This window comes from Modestobacter sp. VKM Ac-2982 (genome assembly GCF_026967935.1).
In the GTDB taxonomy this organism is placed as follows: Bacteria; Actinomycetota; Actinomycetes; order Mycobacteriales; family Geodermatophilaceae; genus Modestobacter.
In genome coordinates, this window is the sequence record NZ_JAPVBL010000003.1 from 167,987 (window position 1) to 184,526 (window position 16,540).

Annotated in this window: 11 protein-coding genes; 10 read left to right on the top strand and 1 reads right to left on the bottom strand. The window is 74.5% G+C overall.

The annotated features are described in order from the left end of the window. The first annotated feature begins 76 nt into the window (after positions 1–76). The 7 genes from O2W20_RS11505 to O2W20_RS11535 all read left to right on the top strand — a co-directional run bounded on the left by O2W20_RS11505 (position 77) and on the right by O2W20_RS11535 (position 11,603). Positions 77–1,414, top strand: coding sequence for an extracellular solute-binding protein (locus O2W20_RS11505; RefSeq protein ID WP_269172487.1), 1,338 nt, complete (start codon positions 77–79; stop codon positions 1,412–1,414). 108 nt (positions 1,415–1,522) lie between these two features. Further along, positions 1,523–2,509 carry a carbohydrate ABC transporter permease gene (locus O2W20_RS11510; RefSeq protein ID WP_269172486.1) on the top strand — a complete coding sequence of 329 codons (987 nt, stop codon included), beginning with the start codon at positions 1,523–1,525 and terminating at the stop codon, positions 2,507–2,509. Beyond that, on the top strand, positions 2,506–3,414 hold the full coding sequence (locus O2W20_RS11515) for a carbohydrate ABC transporter permease (protein WP_269172485.1): 909 nt from the start codon (positions 2,506–2,508) through the stop codon (positions 3,412–3,414). The genes O2W20_RS11510 and O2W20_RS11515 overlap by 4 nt, the downstream gene beginning before the upstream one ends. After that, positions 3,411–4,418, top strand: a complete 1,008-nt coding sequence (locus tag O2W20_RS11520; RefSeq protein WP_269172484.1) for an ROK family protein — start codon at positions 3,411–3,413, stop codon at positions 4,416–4,418. The genes O2W20_RS11515 and O2W20_RS11520 overlap by 4 nt, the downstream gene beginning before the upstream one ends. Positions 4,419–4,462: 44 nt before the next feature. Next, positions 4,463–5,950 (top strand): glycoside hydrolase family 3 protein, encoded by a 1,488-nt coding sequence (locus O2W20_RS11525; RefSeq protein ID WP_269172483.1) that lies wholly within the window; start codon positions 4,463–4,465, stop codon positions 5,948–5,950. Positions 5,951–6,127: 177 nt separating this feature from the next. Further along, positions 6,128–10,372, top strand: coding sequence for an ExeM/NucH family extracellular endonuclease (locus O2W20_RS11530; RefSeq protein ID WP_269172482.1), 4,245 nt, complete (start codon positions 6,128–6,130; stop codon positions 10,370–10,372). Positions 10,373–10,577: 205 nt separating this feature from the next. After that, a complete protein-coding gene (locus O2W20_RS11535) occupies positions 10,578–11,603 on the top strand; it encodes a GGDEF domain-containing protein (protein ID WP_269172481.1) in 1,026 nt (341 codons plus the stop codon). Here O2W20_RS11535 and O2W20_RS11540 read toward each other — a convergent pair. Continuing rightward, the gene (locus tag O2W20_RS11540) at positions 11,596–12,918 is read right to left on the bottom strand and encodes a Wzz/FepE/Etk N-terminal domain-containing protein (protein ID WP_269172480.1); all 1,323 of its coding nucleotides are present in this window, start codon (positions 12,916–12,918) and stop codon (positions 11,596–11,598) included. The two genes, O2W20_RS11535 and O2W20_RS11540, sit on opposite strands and share 8 nt — an antisense overlap. Before the next feature lie 143 nt (positions 12,919–13,061). On the opposite strand from O2W20_RS11540, the gene O2W20_RS11545 reads away from it, so the two are divergent. Genes O2W20_RS11545 through O2W20_RS11555 form a run of 3 tightly spaced genes read left to right on the top strand, consistent with a single transcriptional unit; the run spans position 13,062 to position 16,499 of the window. After that, positions 13,062–13,970 carry a glycosyltransferase family 2 protein gene (locus tag O2W20_RS11545; protein WP_269172479.1) on the top strand — a complete coding sequence of 303 codons (909 nt, stop codon included), beginning with the start codon at positions 13,062–13,064 and terminating at the stop codon, positions 13,968–13,970. Beyond that, entirely contained in the window at positions 13,967–15,250 is a 1,284-nt protein-coding gene (locus O2W20_RS11550; RefSeq protein ID WP_269172478.1) for an O-antigen ligase family protein, read from the top strand. The genes O2W20_RS11545 and O2W20_RS11550 overlap by 4 nt, the downstream gene beginning before the upstream one ends. Beyond that, positions 15,240–16,499 (top strand): hypothetical protein, encoded by a 1,260-nt coding sequence (locus O2W20_RS11555; protein ID WP_269172477.1) that lies wholly within the window; start codon positions 15,240–15,242, stop codon positions 16,497–16,499. Before O2W20_RS11550 ends, O2W20_RS11555 begins: the two co-directional genes overlap by 11 nt. Positions 16,500–16,540: the final 41 nt, after the last annotated feature.

The window sequence follows — 16,540 nt, forward strand, 5'->3', positions numbered from 1 at the left end:
TCCTGCACGTCGGGAGAGCACGCCCCCTGGAACGGCGCTGTCCGGCACCGTCCCCGCATCGGGAAGGAACCCCAACATGAAGAGCGTACGCACGAGCGGCCTGGCCGCTCTGGCTGTCGGGATGCTGGCGCTGACCGCCTGCGGCGGCGGGGACGCCGCAGGTGACGAGGGTGGTGGCGGCGGGGGAGAGGTGCGGCTGTGGCTCGCCGGCTCCGACACCCCGCAGGAGCTGCGGGACCACCTGGTCGAGACCTTCGAGGCCCAGCACCCCGACTCGACCCTGGTGATCGAGGAGCAGGACTGGAACGGGCTCGTCCCTCGGCTGCAGACGGCACTGACGTCGGAGAGCCAGACGCCGGACCTGGTGGAGATCGGCAACACGCAGAGCCCGACGTTCACCTACGCCGGTGCCTTCAGCGACATCAGCGACATGTACGACGAGCTCGGCGGTGACGACCTGCTGCAGGGCTTCGTCGACGCCGGCACGGTCGACGACACGCTCTACGCGGTGCCCTACTACTCCGGCGCCCGCGCGGTCTTCTACAACAAGGAGCTCTTCGCCGCCGCTGGGGTCGAGGTGCCCACCACCTTGGCCGAGTTCACCGAGGTCGCCCAGACCCTCCAGCAGGCCAACCCGACCGGGGCGCCCAGCTTCTCCGGGTTCTGGCTGCCCGGCCAGGACTGGTACAACGGCGTCGCCTGGCTGAACAGCCACGGCGGCGAGCTGGCCGTCGAGGAGGACGGCGAGTGGACCGGGGCGCTGTCCAGCCCCGAGTCGCAGGAGGGGCTGGCCGCGGTCCAGGAGCTGTTCGCCACCGCCACCAGCGCACCGCGGGACGCCGACTCCAACGAGCCGTGGATCGCCTTCAACAACGGAGAAGCGGCCATGTTCTCCGCTCCGACGTGGGCCCGCTGGAGCATCGACCTGCCCGAGTGCAACAAGGGCGTGGCCGCCGACGACGAGTCCGAGGCGGCGAAGGCGCTGCTGGCCGAGCAGCAGGCCTGCAACGAGGAGAAGACCGGCATCTTCGCCCTCCCCGGTCTGGAGGAGGGCTCGGTCGCGCCGGTGTTCGCCGGTGGCTCGAACATCGGCATCCCGGCGAAGTCGGGCAACCAGGAGCTGGCCCGGGACCTGCTGCGGATCATCTTCAGCCCCGAGTACCAGACGATGCTGGCCGAGAACGGGCTGATCCCGGGCAACACCGAGTACGCCGACGCGCTCGGCGACGACGTCTACGCCCAGGCGGCGCTGGCCGCGGCGGTCGACGCCGAGCTGACGCCGCCGGCCGAGAAGTGGGCCGACGTCGAAGGCGCCCGGATCCTGGAGGACCTCTTCCAGGAGATCGCCAGCGGCACCGACCCGGCCACGGCCGCGGCCGAGGCGGACGAGCTGATCACCGACACGCTCAACTGACCGCCTGACCTCGTCCGCCGGGGGCGCGATCGCGCCCGCCCGCCGTCCGGTGCCCACGCGCCGCGATCGCGTCCCCCGGCCCGGTCCTGCCCGGATCCAGGAGCCCCCATGTCCGCGCCACCCGCACCTGCGACGACCGCGCCCGCCGCGCCCCGCACACCGCACCCGGCGACCGGGAGCAGCCCCGCGACCCCCCGGCGTCGGCGGAGACCGCTCCGCTCCCGCCTGGGGCCCTACCTCCTGCTCGTCCCGGCCCTGGTCCCGCTCGCGGTGGGCCTGGGCTACCCGCTGGTCCGGCAGTTCGTGTTCTCGTTCCAGGAGTACGGCCTGGCCCAGCAGTTCGGCCGCCCGGCCGAGTGGGTGGGCCTGGACAACTACGCCACCCTGCTCTCCGACCCCTACGTCTGGGGGGTGATCGCCCGGTCGATCGCCTTCTGCCTGGTCAACGCGGCGCTGACCATGGCGCTGGGCATCGCCCTGGCGGTGCTGATGACCAAGGTCGGCCGGGGCGCCCGGATCACCCTGCAGGTCGGCATGCTGCTGGCCTGGGGCACCCCGGTGCTGGCCACGATGACCGTCTGGCAGTGGCTGTTCGACTCCCAGTACGGCGTCGTCAACTGGGTGCTGGCCGGGCCGCTGGGGATGGAGGGGCAGCGCGGCCACTCGTGGCTGATCGAGCCGCTGTCCTTCTACGCGGTCGCCACGGTGATCGTGGTCTGGATGAGCGTGCCGTTCGTCGTCTTCACCGTCTACGCCGGGCTGCTGCAGGTGCCCGAGGAGTGCATGGAGGCCGCCCAGCTCGACGGGGCGAGCAGCTGGCAGCGGCTGTGGGGGCTGGCGCTGCCGATGATCAAGCCGGTGCTGTTCGTGGTGGCCCTGTTGCAGGTGATCTGGGACCTGCGGGTGTTCACCCAGATCCACGTGCTGCAGCGGGCCGGCGCGCCGACCCGGGAGACCCACCTGCTGGGCACCTACATCTACTCGCTGTCCAAGGAGTTCTCGATGGCCGGGGCGATGGCCACGATCATGCTGGTGATCACGCTGGTGCTGACCACCGCCTACATCCGCCGGATGCTGCGCGAGGAGGAGGCGTGACCTCCGTCGTCCCGCCGCCGGCCACCGCGGTGCCGGCCAGGGCCCGGGAGGTGCCCGCCCGGCGTCGTCCGCGTCGCCGGGGCACCACGACCCGCCGGCTGCTCGGCGTGCTGGCGGTCCTGACCGCGCTGGTCTGGGTCTTCCCGGTCTACTGGATGATCAACAGCGCGTTCCTGCCGACCAACCGGCTGCGCACCCCGGAGCCGTCGTTCCTGCCCTTCGGCGGCACCCTGTCGAACTTCCGCCGGGTGCTCACCGACCCGTCGTTCTACGACGCCTTCAGGGTCTCCCTGGCCGTCACCGGGCTGACCCTGGCCGCCGCGATCCTCTTCGCGTTCGTCGCGGCGCTGGCGATCAGCCGGTTCCGGTTCCGCGGCCGCAAGAGCTTCATCGTGACGGTGCTGGTCGTGCAGATGATCCCGGCCGAGGGGCTGTTCATCTCCCAGTACCAGATGCTGGACACCTGGCAGCTGGTCAACTCGGTGGTGGGCCTGTCGATCGTCTACGTCGCCGCCGTCCTGCCGTTCACGATCTGGATGCTGCGCGGCTTCGTCAGCGGCGTGCCGATCGAGCTGGAGGAGGCCGCGATGATGGACGGGCTGTCGCGGACCGGGGCCTTCTTCCGGATCACCTTCCCGCTGTTGGCCCCGGGGCTGGTCGCCTCCGGCGTCTACGGGTTCCTGCAGGCGTGGAACGAGTACACCCTCGCGCTGGTGGTGATGACCGACCCGGCCGAGCGGACCCTGCCGCTGTGGCTGCAGGGCCTGGTCGAGGCCAACCGGGCCACCGACTGGGGGGTGGTCATGGCCGGAGCGGCGGTGATCACCGTGCCGGTCATCCTGTTCTTCCTGTTCGTCCAGCGACGGATGAGCTCCGGTCTGGTGGCCGGGGCGGTGAAGGGGTGACCGCGCTGCGGGCAGGCGAGGAGGTGGCTCCCCTCCGGACAGGTGCGAGCGGGTGGAGCGTCGGGCTGGACATCGGCGGCACCAAGGTGCTCGGGGTGCTGCTGGACGACGCCGCGACGGTGCGGGCCAGCGTGCGGGTGCCCAGCCGACCGGGCACCGAGGGCGTGGTCGGTGCCGCGGCCGAGGTGGTGGGGCAGCTGTGCCACACCGCCGGGATCGCGCCGGCCGGGCTGGCCGGAGTCGGCGCCGGGGTGCCCGGCCTGGTCGCCCCGCTGACCGGCGAGGTCTCCCATGCGGTCAACCTCGGGATCTCAGAGCAGCCGGTCGCGCTGGCCCTGCTGCTGGCCGACCGGCTGGGGGGCGTGCCGGTGACCGTGGAGAACGACCTGAACGTCGCCGCGGTCGGCGCGGCCCGGGTGCTCGGCCTGGGCGGCGACCTCGCCTTCCTCTCCCTGGGCACCGGGGTGGCCGCCGGGCTGCTGCTCGGCGGGGAGCTGCGCCGCGGCCATCGCGGCGGCGCCGGGGAGATCGGGCACATCCCGCACGACCCGGCGGGCCCGCGCTGCCCGTGCGGCCAGCGTGGGTGCCTGGAGCTCTACGCCTCCGGGGCGGCGCTGGGCGCGGCCTGGCCGAGCCGCACCGGCCGGCCCGCCGCGGTGGAGCTGTTCGAGGCGGCCGCCGCCGGGGACCCGGCCGCCGTGCAGGTCCGGGACGCCTTCGCCGGGGCGGTCGCCGCTGCCGTCCGGCTGTTGGTGCTCACCTGCGACGTCGAGCACGTGGTGCTCGGTGGCGGGGTCGCCGAGGTGGGCGTCCCGCTGCTGGCTGCGGTGGCGCACCAGTCCCGGCGGCAGGCCTCGGGCTCGCCGTTCCTGGACAGCCTGCGGATCGCCGACCGGGTCCAGTTGGTGCCCGACGGGGTGCCGGTGGCCCCGATCGGGGCCGCGCTCGCCGTGCGGGACCGCGTCGCGGCGAACGGGCACCGCCGGGTGCCCACCCCGTCGTGACCGACACGGCCGCACACCTTTCCCCCGACGAGGAGCTCCGCAGGATGGCCACCGAGCCCCGCAGCACGCCCGACCTGGACCGGCTGGTCAACGCCTGCCTGATGCCGGGCTTCACCGGTCCGACGCTCCCGGCCTGGGTCGCCGACGCACTGGACGACGGCCTCGGCGGGGTCTGCCTGTACGGCCAGAACCTCACCGGCGAGGGCCCGCCGGTGACCGAGCGGATCGCGGCGATCACCGCGGCGGCCCGGGCGGTGCGGGGTGACGTGCTGGTGGCGCTGGACGAGGAGGGCGGGGACGTGACCCGCCTGGAGTACACCGTGGGCAGCAGCTGGCCGGGCAACGCCGCCCTCGGCGTGGTGGACGACGAGGCGCTGACCACCGCGGTGGCCACCGGGATCGGCGCGCAGCTGCGCCGGGTGGGGGTGGACGTCGACCTCGCGCCGTCGGTGGACGTCAACAGCGACGTGCGCAACCCGGTCATCGGCGTCCGCTCGTTCGGCGCCGACCCCGCGCTGGTCGCCCGGCACGGGGTGGCCTTCGTCCGGGGGCTGCAGGCCGCCGGCATCGCCGCTGCCGTCAAGCACTTCCCCGGGCACGGGTCGACCACGGTCGACTCGCACCTCGGCCTGCCGGTCATCGACGCCGACGAGGCCACCTTCCGGGCGCGGGAGCTGCCGCCCTTCGCCGCCGCCGTCCGCGCGGGGGTCGACCTGGTGATGACCGCGCACGTCGTCTTCCCGGCGCTGGACGCGGCGCCGGCGACGCTCAGCCGCCGGCTGCTGGTCGACCTGCTCCGGGACGAGCTCGGCTTCACCGGGGTCGTGGTCACCGACGCGCTCGACATGGCCGGGGTCCGGGCCGCGCACGGGCTGGCCGGGGCGGCCGTCCTCTCCCTGGCCGCCGGCGCCGACCTGCTGCTGCTGGGTGCCGAGGACGGCGAGGAGCACTGCGCGGCGATCCGGACGGCGGTGCGGGCGGCCGTCGCCGACGGCACGCTGGCCGAGGACCGGCTGCGCGAAGCCGCAGCCCGGGTGACCGCGCTGCGACGGCGGTTGGCCGATGTCGAGCGCCCCGAGCCCCCGGCGACCGACCCGGGCACCGGGCGGACCGCTGCCCGGGCCGCCCTCCAGCCGCACGACGTCGCGCCGCTCACCGGGCCGGCGGTCGTGGCCGAACTGCGCGCCGGGACCAACCTGGCGGTCGGGGACGCCGCCTGGAGCCTGGCCGGGCCGCTGGCCGAGCACGGCCTGCTGGCCGGGCTGCAGACGGTGACCGAGGACGGCGTCTCGGCCGACGACGTGGTCACCGCAGCGGCCGGCCGGCCGGTGGTGGTCGCCGTGCGGGACGCCTACCGCAGCCCCTGGCAGACGGCGTGGCTCGACCGGCTCCACCGGGCCCGGCCCGACGCGGTCCTCGTCGCGCTGGGCATGTCGGTCGACGCTGAGCGGGCGCCGGGGCCGGCGGTCGCGGCGCACGGTGCCGCCCGGGCGGTCACCCAGGCGGTGGCCGACCTGCTCCACGGCGACTGAGACGTCGGTCCCCCCGGGGACGGGCGGTCCGGAGCAGACGGACGTGAACAGGACCTGTCCGTATCGACGACTGACTGCTTTCATGTCGACACGTCGCGTTCACACGAATGAGTGACAGTCCTCGGCGTCGTACCGACCCGTCGCACCCGGAGGCCACACGTGCCCTTTGCCCACTCGATGACAGCGCGCAGGGTCGCTGCCGTCACCGCCGTCGCCGTCGGGGGTGCGCTGCTCGGCGCATCGCCCGCACTGGCGCTCGAGCCGCCCGCGGGCAGCCCGTTCATCAGCGAGTTCCACTACGACAACAGCGGGGACGACGCCAACGAGCGCGTCGAGGTCACCGCCGCGCCGGGCACCGACCTCACCGGTTGGACCCTGGTCGGCGTCAACGGCAGCAACGGCTCGGTCTACGGCACCCAGACCCTCACTGGTGCGGTAGGCGACTCCGGCGTCCTGGTCGTGGACTTCACCGGGCTGCAGAACGGCGCTCCGGACGCCATCGCCCTGGTGGCTCCCGACGGCACCGTCGTGCAGTTCCTCTCCTACGAGGGCACCCTGACCGGCACGTTCGGCGCCCAGACGGTGGAGTCCACGGACGTCGGCGTCAGCGAGACGGGCAGCAGCTCCGCCGACGGCTCGATCCAGCTGATCGACGGCGTCTGGGTGGTCACCGACACCAACACCTTCGGTGCGGCGAACGCGGTCGTCGAGCCCACCGACCCCGATCCCACCGACCCCGAGCCGGCCGACTGCGCCACCGACGGCCTCACCGCCATCACCGACGTGCAGGGCACCGGGGACGAGAGCCCGCTGGTGGGCGACCCGGTCACCGTCGCCGGCGTGGTGACGAGCAGCCCCGAGGGCTTCGGCAGCGTCTACGTGCAGGACCCGACGGCGGCCCCGGGCGCGGCCTCGACCGCCGTCAACGTCTTCGGCGCCACCGACGGCCTGGAGATCGGTGACGCCGTCCAGGTCACCGGCGAGGTCGCCGAGTACCAGGGCCTCACCCAGATCACCGCGGACGCGGTCGCGGTCTGCGCCGAGGACGCCGCCCTGCCCGACCCGGTCGCCGTCGACTGGGCGGGCACCGACGCCGCCCAGCGCGAGGCGTTGGAGGGCGTGCGGATCTCCCTCAGCGGCCCCTTCACCGTCACCGAGGTCTACAACCTCAACCGGTTCGGCGAGATCATGCTGAACCCCGGCGACGAGCCGCTGCGCCAGGCCACCGACGTCGTCGAGCCGGGTGCGGACGCCATCGCCTACGAGGCGGCGAACGCAGCCCGGGTGCTCCTGCTCGACGACGGCCGCAGCACCAACCTCGCCAACGCCGGCCTCGAGCCGAGCTACGGCGCCCTGGAGAACGCCATCCGGGTCGGTGACCAGGTCGCCTCCTTCGGCGAGGTGCCCTACGTCCTGGACTACCGGTACGACGCCTGGCGCGCGCAGCCGGCCACCGTCGTCACCGCGGAGACCAGCGACAAGGCGTCCTTCGACGACGCCAACCCCCGCACCGACGCCCCCGAGGTCGTCGGCGGGGACGTCCAGGTGGCGTCGTTCAACGTCCTCAACTACTTCACCAGCTTCGGCGGCGACGCCCGCGGGGCCGAGAACGCCGCGGAGCTGGCCGAGCAGGAGGCCAAGATCGTCGCGGCGATCAACTCCCTCGGTGCCGAGGTCGTCGCCCTGGAGGAGATCGAGAACTCGGTCAAGTTCGGGGAGGACCGCGACGAGGCCCTGGCTGCCCTCACCGCCGCGCTGAACGCCGCGGCCGGCGAGGAGCGCTGGGCGTTCGTGCCGTCGCCGGCGGTGCTGCCGCCGGTCGAGGACCAGGACGTCATCCGCAACGCCTTCATCTACCAGCCGGCCGCGGTCGAGCTGGTGGGTGAGTCGGTGGTCGACACCGACGACGTCTGGGCCGGGCTGGCCCGCCAGCCGCTGGCGCAGACCTTCCGCGCCGCCGGTGAGGAGTTCACGGTCGTCGTGAACCACTTCAAGTCCAAGGGCTCGGCGCCGGAGGGCGACGAGGACACCGGCGACGGCCAGGGCAACGCCAACGCCACCCGCGTCGCCGAGGCGCAGCGGCTGGTCGCCTTCGTCGACTCGCTGGAGAGCGCGCCCGACGCCACCCTGCTGATCGGTGACTTCAACAGCTACACGATGGAGGACCCGCTCGACGTCCTCGTCGCGGCCGGCTACACCAACCTCGGGGCGGAGACCGGCGAGAGCACCTACGTCTTCAGCGGCCGGGTCGGCTCCCTGGACCACGCGTTCGGCTCGCCGGCGTTGGTCACCGACGTCACCGGCGTCGACATCTGGAACATCAACTCCGTCGAGTCCTACGGCTACCAGTACGACGGCTACCCGGGCTGGTACGACGACGACCCGTTCCGGTCCTCCGACCACGACCCGATCGTCGTCGGCCTGGACCTGGGCGAGGAGGGCGTCGGTGGCGGTGACGGTGGTGAGGACGACGGCACCACCGAGCTGCAGCTGCTGGGGATCAACGACTTCCACGGCCGGCTCGGCGACGCGGTGGCCCTCGCGGGCACCATCGAGCAGCAGCGGGCCCGGGACGACGTCGACGCGACCGTCCTGCTGTCGGCCGGGGACAACATCGGCGCCTCGCCGTTCGTCTCCTCCAGCCAGCAGGACCGGCCGACGATCGAGGTGCTCAACGAGATGGGGCTGGACGCCTCCGCCGTGGGCAACCACGAGTTCGACCGCGGCTTCGCCGACCTGACCGGCCGGGTGGGGGTCGACGGCGAGAGCGGTCTGGCCGACTTCGACTACCTGGGCGCCAACGTCTACGGCACCGACGGTGACCCGGTGCTGCCGGAGTACGAACTGGTGGAGGCCGCCGGCGTCACCGTCGGGGTCATCGGCGTCGTCACCCAGGAGACGAGCTCGCTGGTCTCCCCGGCGGGCATCGAGGGCATCACGTTCGGCGACCCGGTCGAGGCCGTGAACCGGGTGACCGACGAGCTCACCGACGGGGTCGGGGACGAGGCCGAGGTCATCGTCCTGGTCGCCCACGAGGGCGCGCCGCAGGGTGAGGCCACCAGCACGCTGGAGGCCGAGCTCGCCGCCGACACCGCGTTCGCCGCGATCGTCAACGGCGTGGACGCCGACGTGGACGCGATCTTCACCGGCCACACGCACCAGACCTACGCGTGGCAGGCGCCGGTCCCGGGCACCGACGAGACCCGTCCGGTGATCCAGACCGGTTCCTACGCCGCGGACCTCGGGCGGATCGTGCTCAGCTACGACGAGTCGACCGACGAGGTCACCGCCTCGACGGTGGAGAACCTGGCCCTGACCGAGGTGCCCGAGGACGAGCTGGTCGCCGCCTACCCGCGCGTGGCCGAGGTCGCCGAGACGGTCGCGGCCGCCGAGGCGATCGCCGAGGAGGTCGGCAGCCAGGTCGTCGGGTCGGTCACGGCCGACATCACCCGGGCCTTCACCACCGGCCCGGACGGTCAGCCGCTGGAGGACCGCGGTTCGTACTCGGCCCTCGGTGGCCTGGTCGCGGACAGCTACGTCGCCGGCGCCGCCGACAGTGCGATCGAGCCGGCCGACCTCGGCCTGGTCAACCCCGGCGGTCTGCGGGCCGACCTGCTCTACGGCGAGGACGGTGAGATCACGCTGGCCGAGGCCAACGAGGTCACCCCGTTCGCCAACGACCTGGTCGTCGTCTCGCTGACCGGGGCGCAGCTGGTGCAGGTGCTGGAGCAGCAGTGGCAGCCTGAGGGCAGCTCGCGGCCGTTCCTGGCGCTGGGCACCTCGGAGGAGCTGACCTGGTCCTACGACCCGGAGGCGGCCCCCGGTGAGCGGATCATCGTCGACAGCATCCGGATCTCGGGGGAGCCGATCGACCTCGACGGCACCTACCGGGTGGCGACCAACAGCTTCCTGGCCTCCGGCGGCGACAACTTCACCACCTTCGCCGAGGGCACCACGGAGCAGACCGGTCTGATCGACTTCGACTCCTTCCAGGCCTACCTGGAGGAGAACTCCCCGCTCAGCCCGGACGAGTTCACCGGGCGGGTCACCGTCGGGGACGCCTCCGAGCAGCCCCAGGAGCCGACGGCCGAGGTGGCGGTCTCGCCGTCGACCTTCAGCCGCGGCGACCTGGTGACCTTCTCGGTGAGCGGCTTCGGCCCCTCGGAGCGGGTCGAGGTGACCGTGGACGGCCGGCGGCTGGGTCAGGTCACGACGGACGCCGAGGGTGCTGCGACGGTCCGGGTGCGCGTCCCGGGCTCCGTGGACACCGGCACCGTCGCGGTCACGGCCACCGGGGTCACCTCCGGCTCGACCGCGACGGTCGAGGTGCAGGTCACCGAGAAGGCGCCGAGCACCGGTGGCAGCGTGGTGAAGAAGCTGACCTCGCTGCTGCGCCAGCTGCTGGGCACCTGGCTGCGCTGACCGCCGGTGCCTCAGCTCGGGTGCAGGGCCGGCCCGAGCTGAGGCACTGACCTCCGCACGATCGACGACGGCGGGCCCCCCACTGCGGTGGGGGGCCCGTCGTCGTCGGTGGCCTGCACTCACCCGTCCGGGGCGGCCGGCCCAGCCTGGCCAGCAGCAGACCTCCCTGGCTGCCGATCACCTGGGGGTGCAGATCAACGAGCGGATGAGGGCGCGAGCCCCTCGGGCGGCGGCGCGGACCGCCGTCCCGGTGCTGTTGGTCTGTGCGGTGACGTTGCTGGTCTTCTCGCTGTTCGGGCCCAACGCGGTGACGGCGCGGGGTGTGGCCGCCTCCTGGGTGTGCGCAGCGCTGCTCGCCGTCCTGGCCCTGGCCTTCCGGCGCACCGACCCGGCCCGGGTCGACGCCCGCGGCGGCTACGTGCTCATCGCCCTCCTCGGCGTCGTGCTGTGCTGCGGGATGAACTGGGTCACCCGCGACCCCTCCGCCGGGGGCCAGGCGTTCCTCGCCTTCCCGGTGCTCTGGGCCGGCGTCCAGCTCCGCCGCACCGCGGTGGCCCTGGTGACCGCAACCGCGCTGGCCGGGGACGCCGTGGTGCTGTTCCACCTCCAGCCGGCCGGCCACGCGGTCAGCGACCTCAGCTTCTTCGGCGCCGTGCTGGTGGTCATGGCGACGATGCTCGTGCGCGCCGGGGAGACCCAGGACCGGCTGGTGGCCCAGCTCCAGCAGCAGGCCGCCACCGACTCGCTCACCGGGCTGGCCAACCGGCGGGTGCTGAACGCGGCGCTGAGCACGGCGCTGGCCGCCCCGGTCGCACCGCGGGGCACCTCGCTGGTCCTGGTGGACGTCGACTCGTTCAAGGCGATCAACGACGAGCACGGCCACCCGGTCGGGGACGACGCCCTGGTGCACATCGCCGCGGTGCTGCGCTCGGTGGTCCGCGCCGGGGACGCCGTGCTCAGCCGGACCGGCGGTGACGAGCTCGCCGTCCTGCTGCCCGACTGCCCGGCGGACGTGGCCGCCGGCCGGGCCGCCGAGGTGCTCGACGCCGTCCGGGCCGCGCCCCTGGTGCTGCCCGACGGGACCCTGCTGGCGATCTCGGTGAGCCTGGGCGTGGCCCACGCCCCCACGCACGCCATCGGGCTGGAGGAGCTCTATGCGGCCGCCGACGCCGCCCTGTACGCGGCCAAGCGCGCCGGCCGCGGCCGGGTCGAGGTGGCCGCGGTCAGCTGACCCGGCGGGGGACCGCCCGGTCGGAGGACTCCAGGACGGCGCCGACCAGCGGCGCACCGAGCGTGTGCAGGAGGGAGGTGACGTCGTGCAGCTCGCGTCGTGTCGTCCCGCCGGCCCGGACGGCCAGGACAACCCCGTCGCTCAGCGTGGTCAGCGACGCGGCTCCCGAGCGCTGGTCCAGCGGCGGGGGCACGACGATGGTGACGTCTGCGTCGCCGGAGACCTCGGCCAGGACCTCGGCCATCCGGGGGCCGTCGAGGAGGTCCTCGCCCCCCGCGTCCGGCGCCCGCCCGGCCGGCAGCACCCGCAGGCCGTTCGGGCCCGGGCGCAGCGCCTCGGCGACGGCGAGGCGACCGGCCAGCACCTCGGCCAGGCCGGGGGTCTGCTCCGGCAGGCCCAGCAGCCCGGCGGCCCGGGGGGCCCACAGGTCGGCCTCGACGAGCACCGTGCGCAACCGCGCGGCGGCGAACACCCCGGCCAGGTCCCAGCCCAGCGCGGCGCCGTCGGCTCGCGCCGTCGGGCCGAGCACGGTGACGGTGCGCGGTGCCGCGGTGCGGCGCCCGGGGCGGTCCCCGAGGTGGGCACGGATCCGGCGCAGCGCCTCGCCACGTTCCGCGCCCAGCCCCTCACCCCGACGCCGACGGTCGCGCCGCGGGACGACCGCGAGGGCCGGGACGCCGGCGGCGGCGAGCTCGTCGACGTCCCGGACGGTGTCGTCCATCGACTCGCGCACGAACGCGACCGCGACGCCGACGGCCAGCCCGAGCAGCGCGCCGACGGCGAGCAGGACCCCCGTGGTGGGCGCGGTCGGGGTGGTCGGCAGCGCCGCCGGCCGGATGGTGCTGACCTGCACGGTGTCGACGGTGGAGCCCGGCGCGTCCTCCAGCTCCGCCAGCAGGTCGGAGAACGCGCCTCCGGCGGCGTTGGCGATCTCCTGGGCGCGCTCGGGCACGGGGTCCTGCACGCGCACGGTGAGCAGCACCGTCTCCGCCGGCACCTCGACCGTCATCTCCCCGGCCACCTCGGCGCCGGTCAGGTCCAGGTCGAGGCCCTCGGAGACCCGCTCGCCGAGCAGCGGGCTGCCCAGCACGGCCGCGTAGGACTGCATCCGCTGCTGCAGGTAGGCGGTGTCCTGCCGGGTCACCACGCCCTCGTCGGCCTCCTCCGACGCGCCGAGGAACAGCTGCGCCTCGGCGACGTACACCGGGGTGCGGAGCAGCGACCCGGCCAGGGCCAGGGTCATGCCGAGCACGATGCACAGCGCGATGGGCAGCGCACCGCGGCGGAGCGCGCGGGAGATCTCGCGGAAGGTCATGGGGGTGCCTCATCACATCGACGGTGTCCGGGTGGCGACGTCCGCACCTGTACCGTGCCCTCGGTGGCGCCGAGCCGACGTAGCGTAACGAGCCGCTTGCAGGAAGTCGTGGAAGGCGCACGTTCGTGGGCACGGAGGCGTCGGTGACGGGCACGGGGAGCACAGCTGCGCCGGCCGGCTCGGTCGGTGCCGTCTGCGTGCTGCACGGCGACCCGGAGGTGCCGGGGTGGCTGTTCCGGCTCGCCCGGGCGATGCCGCTCGTCCTGGTCGTGAACGACCCCGGTCCCGGCCGGTACGTCCGCCTCCCCCCGGCCGCGGTCACGCTGGTCAACGACGAGCCGGCGGGCTTCGCGGTGAACGTGGACCGGGGGGTCGACGCGCTGCTGGCGGCCGCGCCGGTCGACGTCCTGCTGAGCGTCAACTTCGACCTGGAGCTCGAGCTGGACGCCGTCGACTCGCTGGTGGCCGCGCTCGACCAGCACCCGGAGGTGGCCGCCGCCGGGCCGCTGCTCACCGGGCACGACGGTGAGCCGGTGTTCAGCTCCGGCCGGCTGCCCCGCCCGGTGCTGGAGTTCCTGCGGGCCGCCGGCCTGCGTCAGGGGCGGCTGCTGGAGTGGCAGCGGCTGCTGCTGCGCCGCTCGGCCACCTGGCGGGCGCGCAACGCCGGGGCCACCAGCGCGCCGCTCCGGCTGTTGCCGGACGGCGAGTACCTGCCGTGGACGTGCGTGGCGGTGCGCCGCGCGGCCTGGACGTCGGTGGGTCCGCTGGACCGCCGCTTCCGGCTGTACGCCGAGGACATCGACTGGTCGGTGCGGGCGGTCGCGGCGGGCTGGCAGCTGTGCCTGGTGACCCCCGGGTCCCCGGTGGTGCACGCCGAGCGCTGGACCCGCAGCCCGACCACCGACGCCTGGTACGAGGCCAGCCACACCCGGCTGCACCGCAAGCACGGCTGGACGGCGAGCGGTCGCGCGCAGCGGGCCGGGCTCGCACTGCGCCGGTGGACGCCGCTGCGCTGGGTCAGCCCGCTGGTCTGGGCGGAGACCCGCCGGTGACCTCCCCGGCGTTGTCCCGCCGGTTCGTGCTGGGCTACGCCGCCCTCTGGCTGGCCGGTGCGGGCTTCCTGTGGTGGCCGTGGCTGCTGGTCCGGCTGGTGCTGCGCGCCCGCGCCGAGCACCGGCCGCCGCTGCTGCTGACCGGGGTGGCGGGCTTCCTCGGGCTGAGCCTGCTGCTCGCGCTCGTCCAGGCCCCTCCGGCCGGACGGGTGCTGGGCGCCGCGCTCAACCTCCTCGTCTGGGTCTGCCTGGTGCTGCTGGTGGCCGCCCGGCCGTCCCGGCGGCAGCTCGCCGAGGCCGCTGCGGGCCTGGTGGGGCTGGCCCTGGTCCAGGCCGCGCTGACCCTGCTCGCCCTGCTGCTGTACCCGCAGGCGCAGGACCTCGTGCTGCCGCTGGGGCGGCTGCTGCCCGACTCGGTGCTGGCCGATCCCAGCATCACCGCCTTCGCGGTCACCCACCTGGCCTTCCCCGACTACTTCGCGATGCCCGTCGTCCGCAGCGGCGGGATCCTCGGCAACCCGACCTGGGGCGGTGCGCTCGCCGCGCTCGGGATCCTGCTGCTGCTGGTGGACCCGTTCGGCCGGCGGCGACCCGGGGTGCGGGGCTGGGCGCTCACCGGCGCGGGCGTCGTCGTCCTGCTGCCGTCGCTGGTGCTGTCGTACTCGCGCAACACCGTGCTCGCCCTGCTCGTCGCCCTGGTCGCGGCCGGGGCGGTGCTGCTGCGGCGCCGGCTGGGCGCCCCCGGCTTCGCCGCCCTGGTGTCGCTGTCGGTCGCCGGCGGCGTCGCGGTCCTGGCGGTCCTGCCGGTCCCCGCGCTGATCGCGTCGCTGAACGGCACCCGGGCCGGATCGGCCGAGACGCGCGGGGAGATCTACTGGATCACGCTGGACCGGGTGCTCGCCTCGCCCACCCCGCTGCTCGGCTCCGGGGTCAAGGAGCGGGTGCCCGGGCTGGTGGCCAGCCTGGGCAGCCACAGCAGCTACCTGGGGCTGCTGTACCGCGGCGGCGCGGTCGCCCTGCTGCTCTTCCTGGCCGCGCTGGTCGTGGCCGGCTGGGTGGCCTGGCGGCGCGGGGAGGCGGCGGCGCTGGCGCTGGTCGTCTTCACCGCGGTCTGGTCGGTGGCCGAGGACGTCGACGTGGGGCACTTCGTCCCGCTCGCCCTGGTGCTCGCGCTGGGGCTGCTCGGGCAGCCGGACGACGCCGGACCGCCGGAGCACCCGGTCGGTGCCGCCGACCGTCCGGCTCCGGTGGGCGCGGCGGCCGGTGCACGTGTCGGCTGAGCAGGCCCTCTCGGGCGAGGAGGTGCGCCCCGGACGTCAGCGGGTGTTCACCCTGCTCGACCAGGGGCTGTCCAGCGTCACCAACTTCGCCCTGTCCCTGGTGGCCGCCCGGGAGCTGGCCCCCACCGAGCTGGGCGCGTTCGCCGTCGCCGTGGCCACCTACCTGATCATGCTGGGGCTGGTGCGCGCGGCCTGCGGGGAGACGCTGCTGGTGCGTCATGCCGGGGCCCCGGCCGGCGACTGGCCGGTGCTGACCCGGGCGGTGACCGGGCTGGCCGCGGCAGGGGGGTGTCTGGCCGCGGTGCTGGTCGCGGCGGTCGGGCTGGTGATCGGCGGCCGCGTCGGGCCGGCGCTGGTGGTGCTCGCGCTGACCCTGCCCGGCCTGCTGGTGCAGGACGCCTGGCGGTACTGCCTCCTGGGTGCCGGGCGGGCCGGGGCGGCGTCGGCGCTGGACGGCGTCTGGGTGGTGCTGCTGGTGCCCGCGTTCGCCGTCCCGCTGGTCGCCGACCGGGTGAGCGCCCCCTCGCTGCTCCTGGCGTGGGGGGTCGCCGGGGCGGCGTCGCTGCCGCTGGCGGTGCTGCTGGACCGGGTGCGCCCGGACGTCGTCCTGGGCTGGCGGTTCCTGCGGGAGAACCAGCAGCTGATCCGGCGGTACTGCCTCGAGTCGCTCACCGGCTTCGGCGCCTACCAGGTGCTCGTCTACGGGCTCGCCGCGCAGTTCGGCCTCGCCCTCGCGGGCGCGCTCCGGCTGGCGCTGACCGCGCTCAGCCCGGTGAACGTGCTGTTCCAGGGGGCGTACACGATCGCCACCGTGCGCAGCGTGCAGCTGCGCGGTCAGGGTGCGGGCCGGCACCTGCGCTGGTCGGTCACGGTCGGCGCGACGCTGGCCGCCGTGGCGGTGCTCTGGACCGGCGTGCTGTTGTTGCTGCCCGCCGGTGTGGTCAGCGCGGTGCTCGGGCCGGAGTGGCCGGAGGTCCGGGGCGTCGTGGCCGTGCTGGGGCTCTGGCTGGTGGCCATCGGCGTCCAGTCGGGGGCGGCCACCGGGTTGCACGGGCTGGTCGACTCGCGCCGGAGCCTGGCCGCGCAGCTGATGTCCGCGCCCGCGCTGCTGGTCCTGGCCTGGGCCGGTGCCGCCGTGGCGGGCGTCCTCGGCGTCGCGGTCGGGTACGTGGCGGCCGGGCTGGTCTCCGGGGTCGTCTGGTGGAGCCTCTACCGCCGCTCGTTGCGGCTGGGCCCCACGGCGGCCTGACCGCTCAGCAGCGCAGACTCCGCCGTTCCATTGAACGGAAG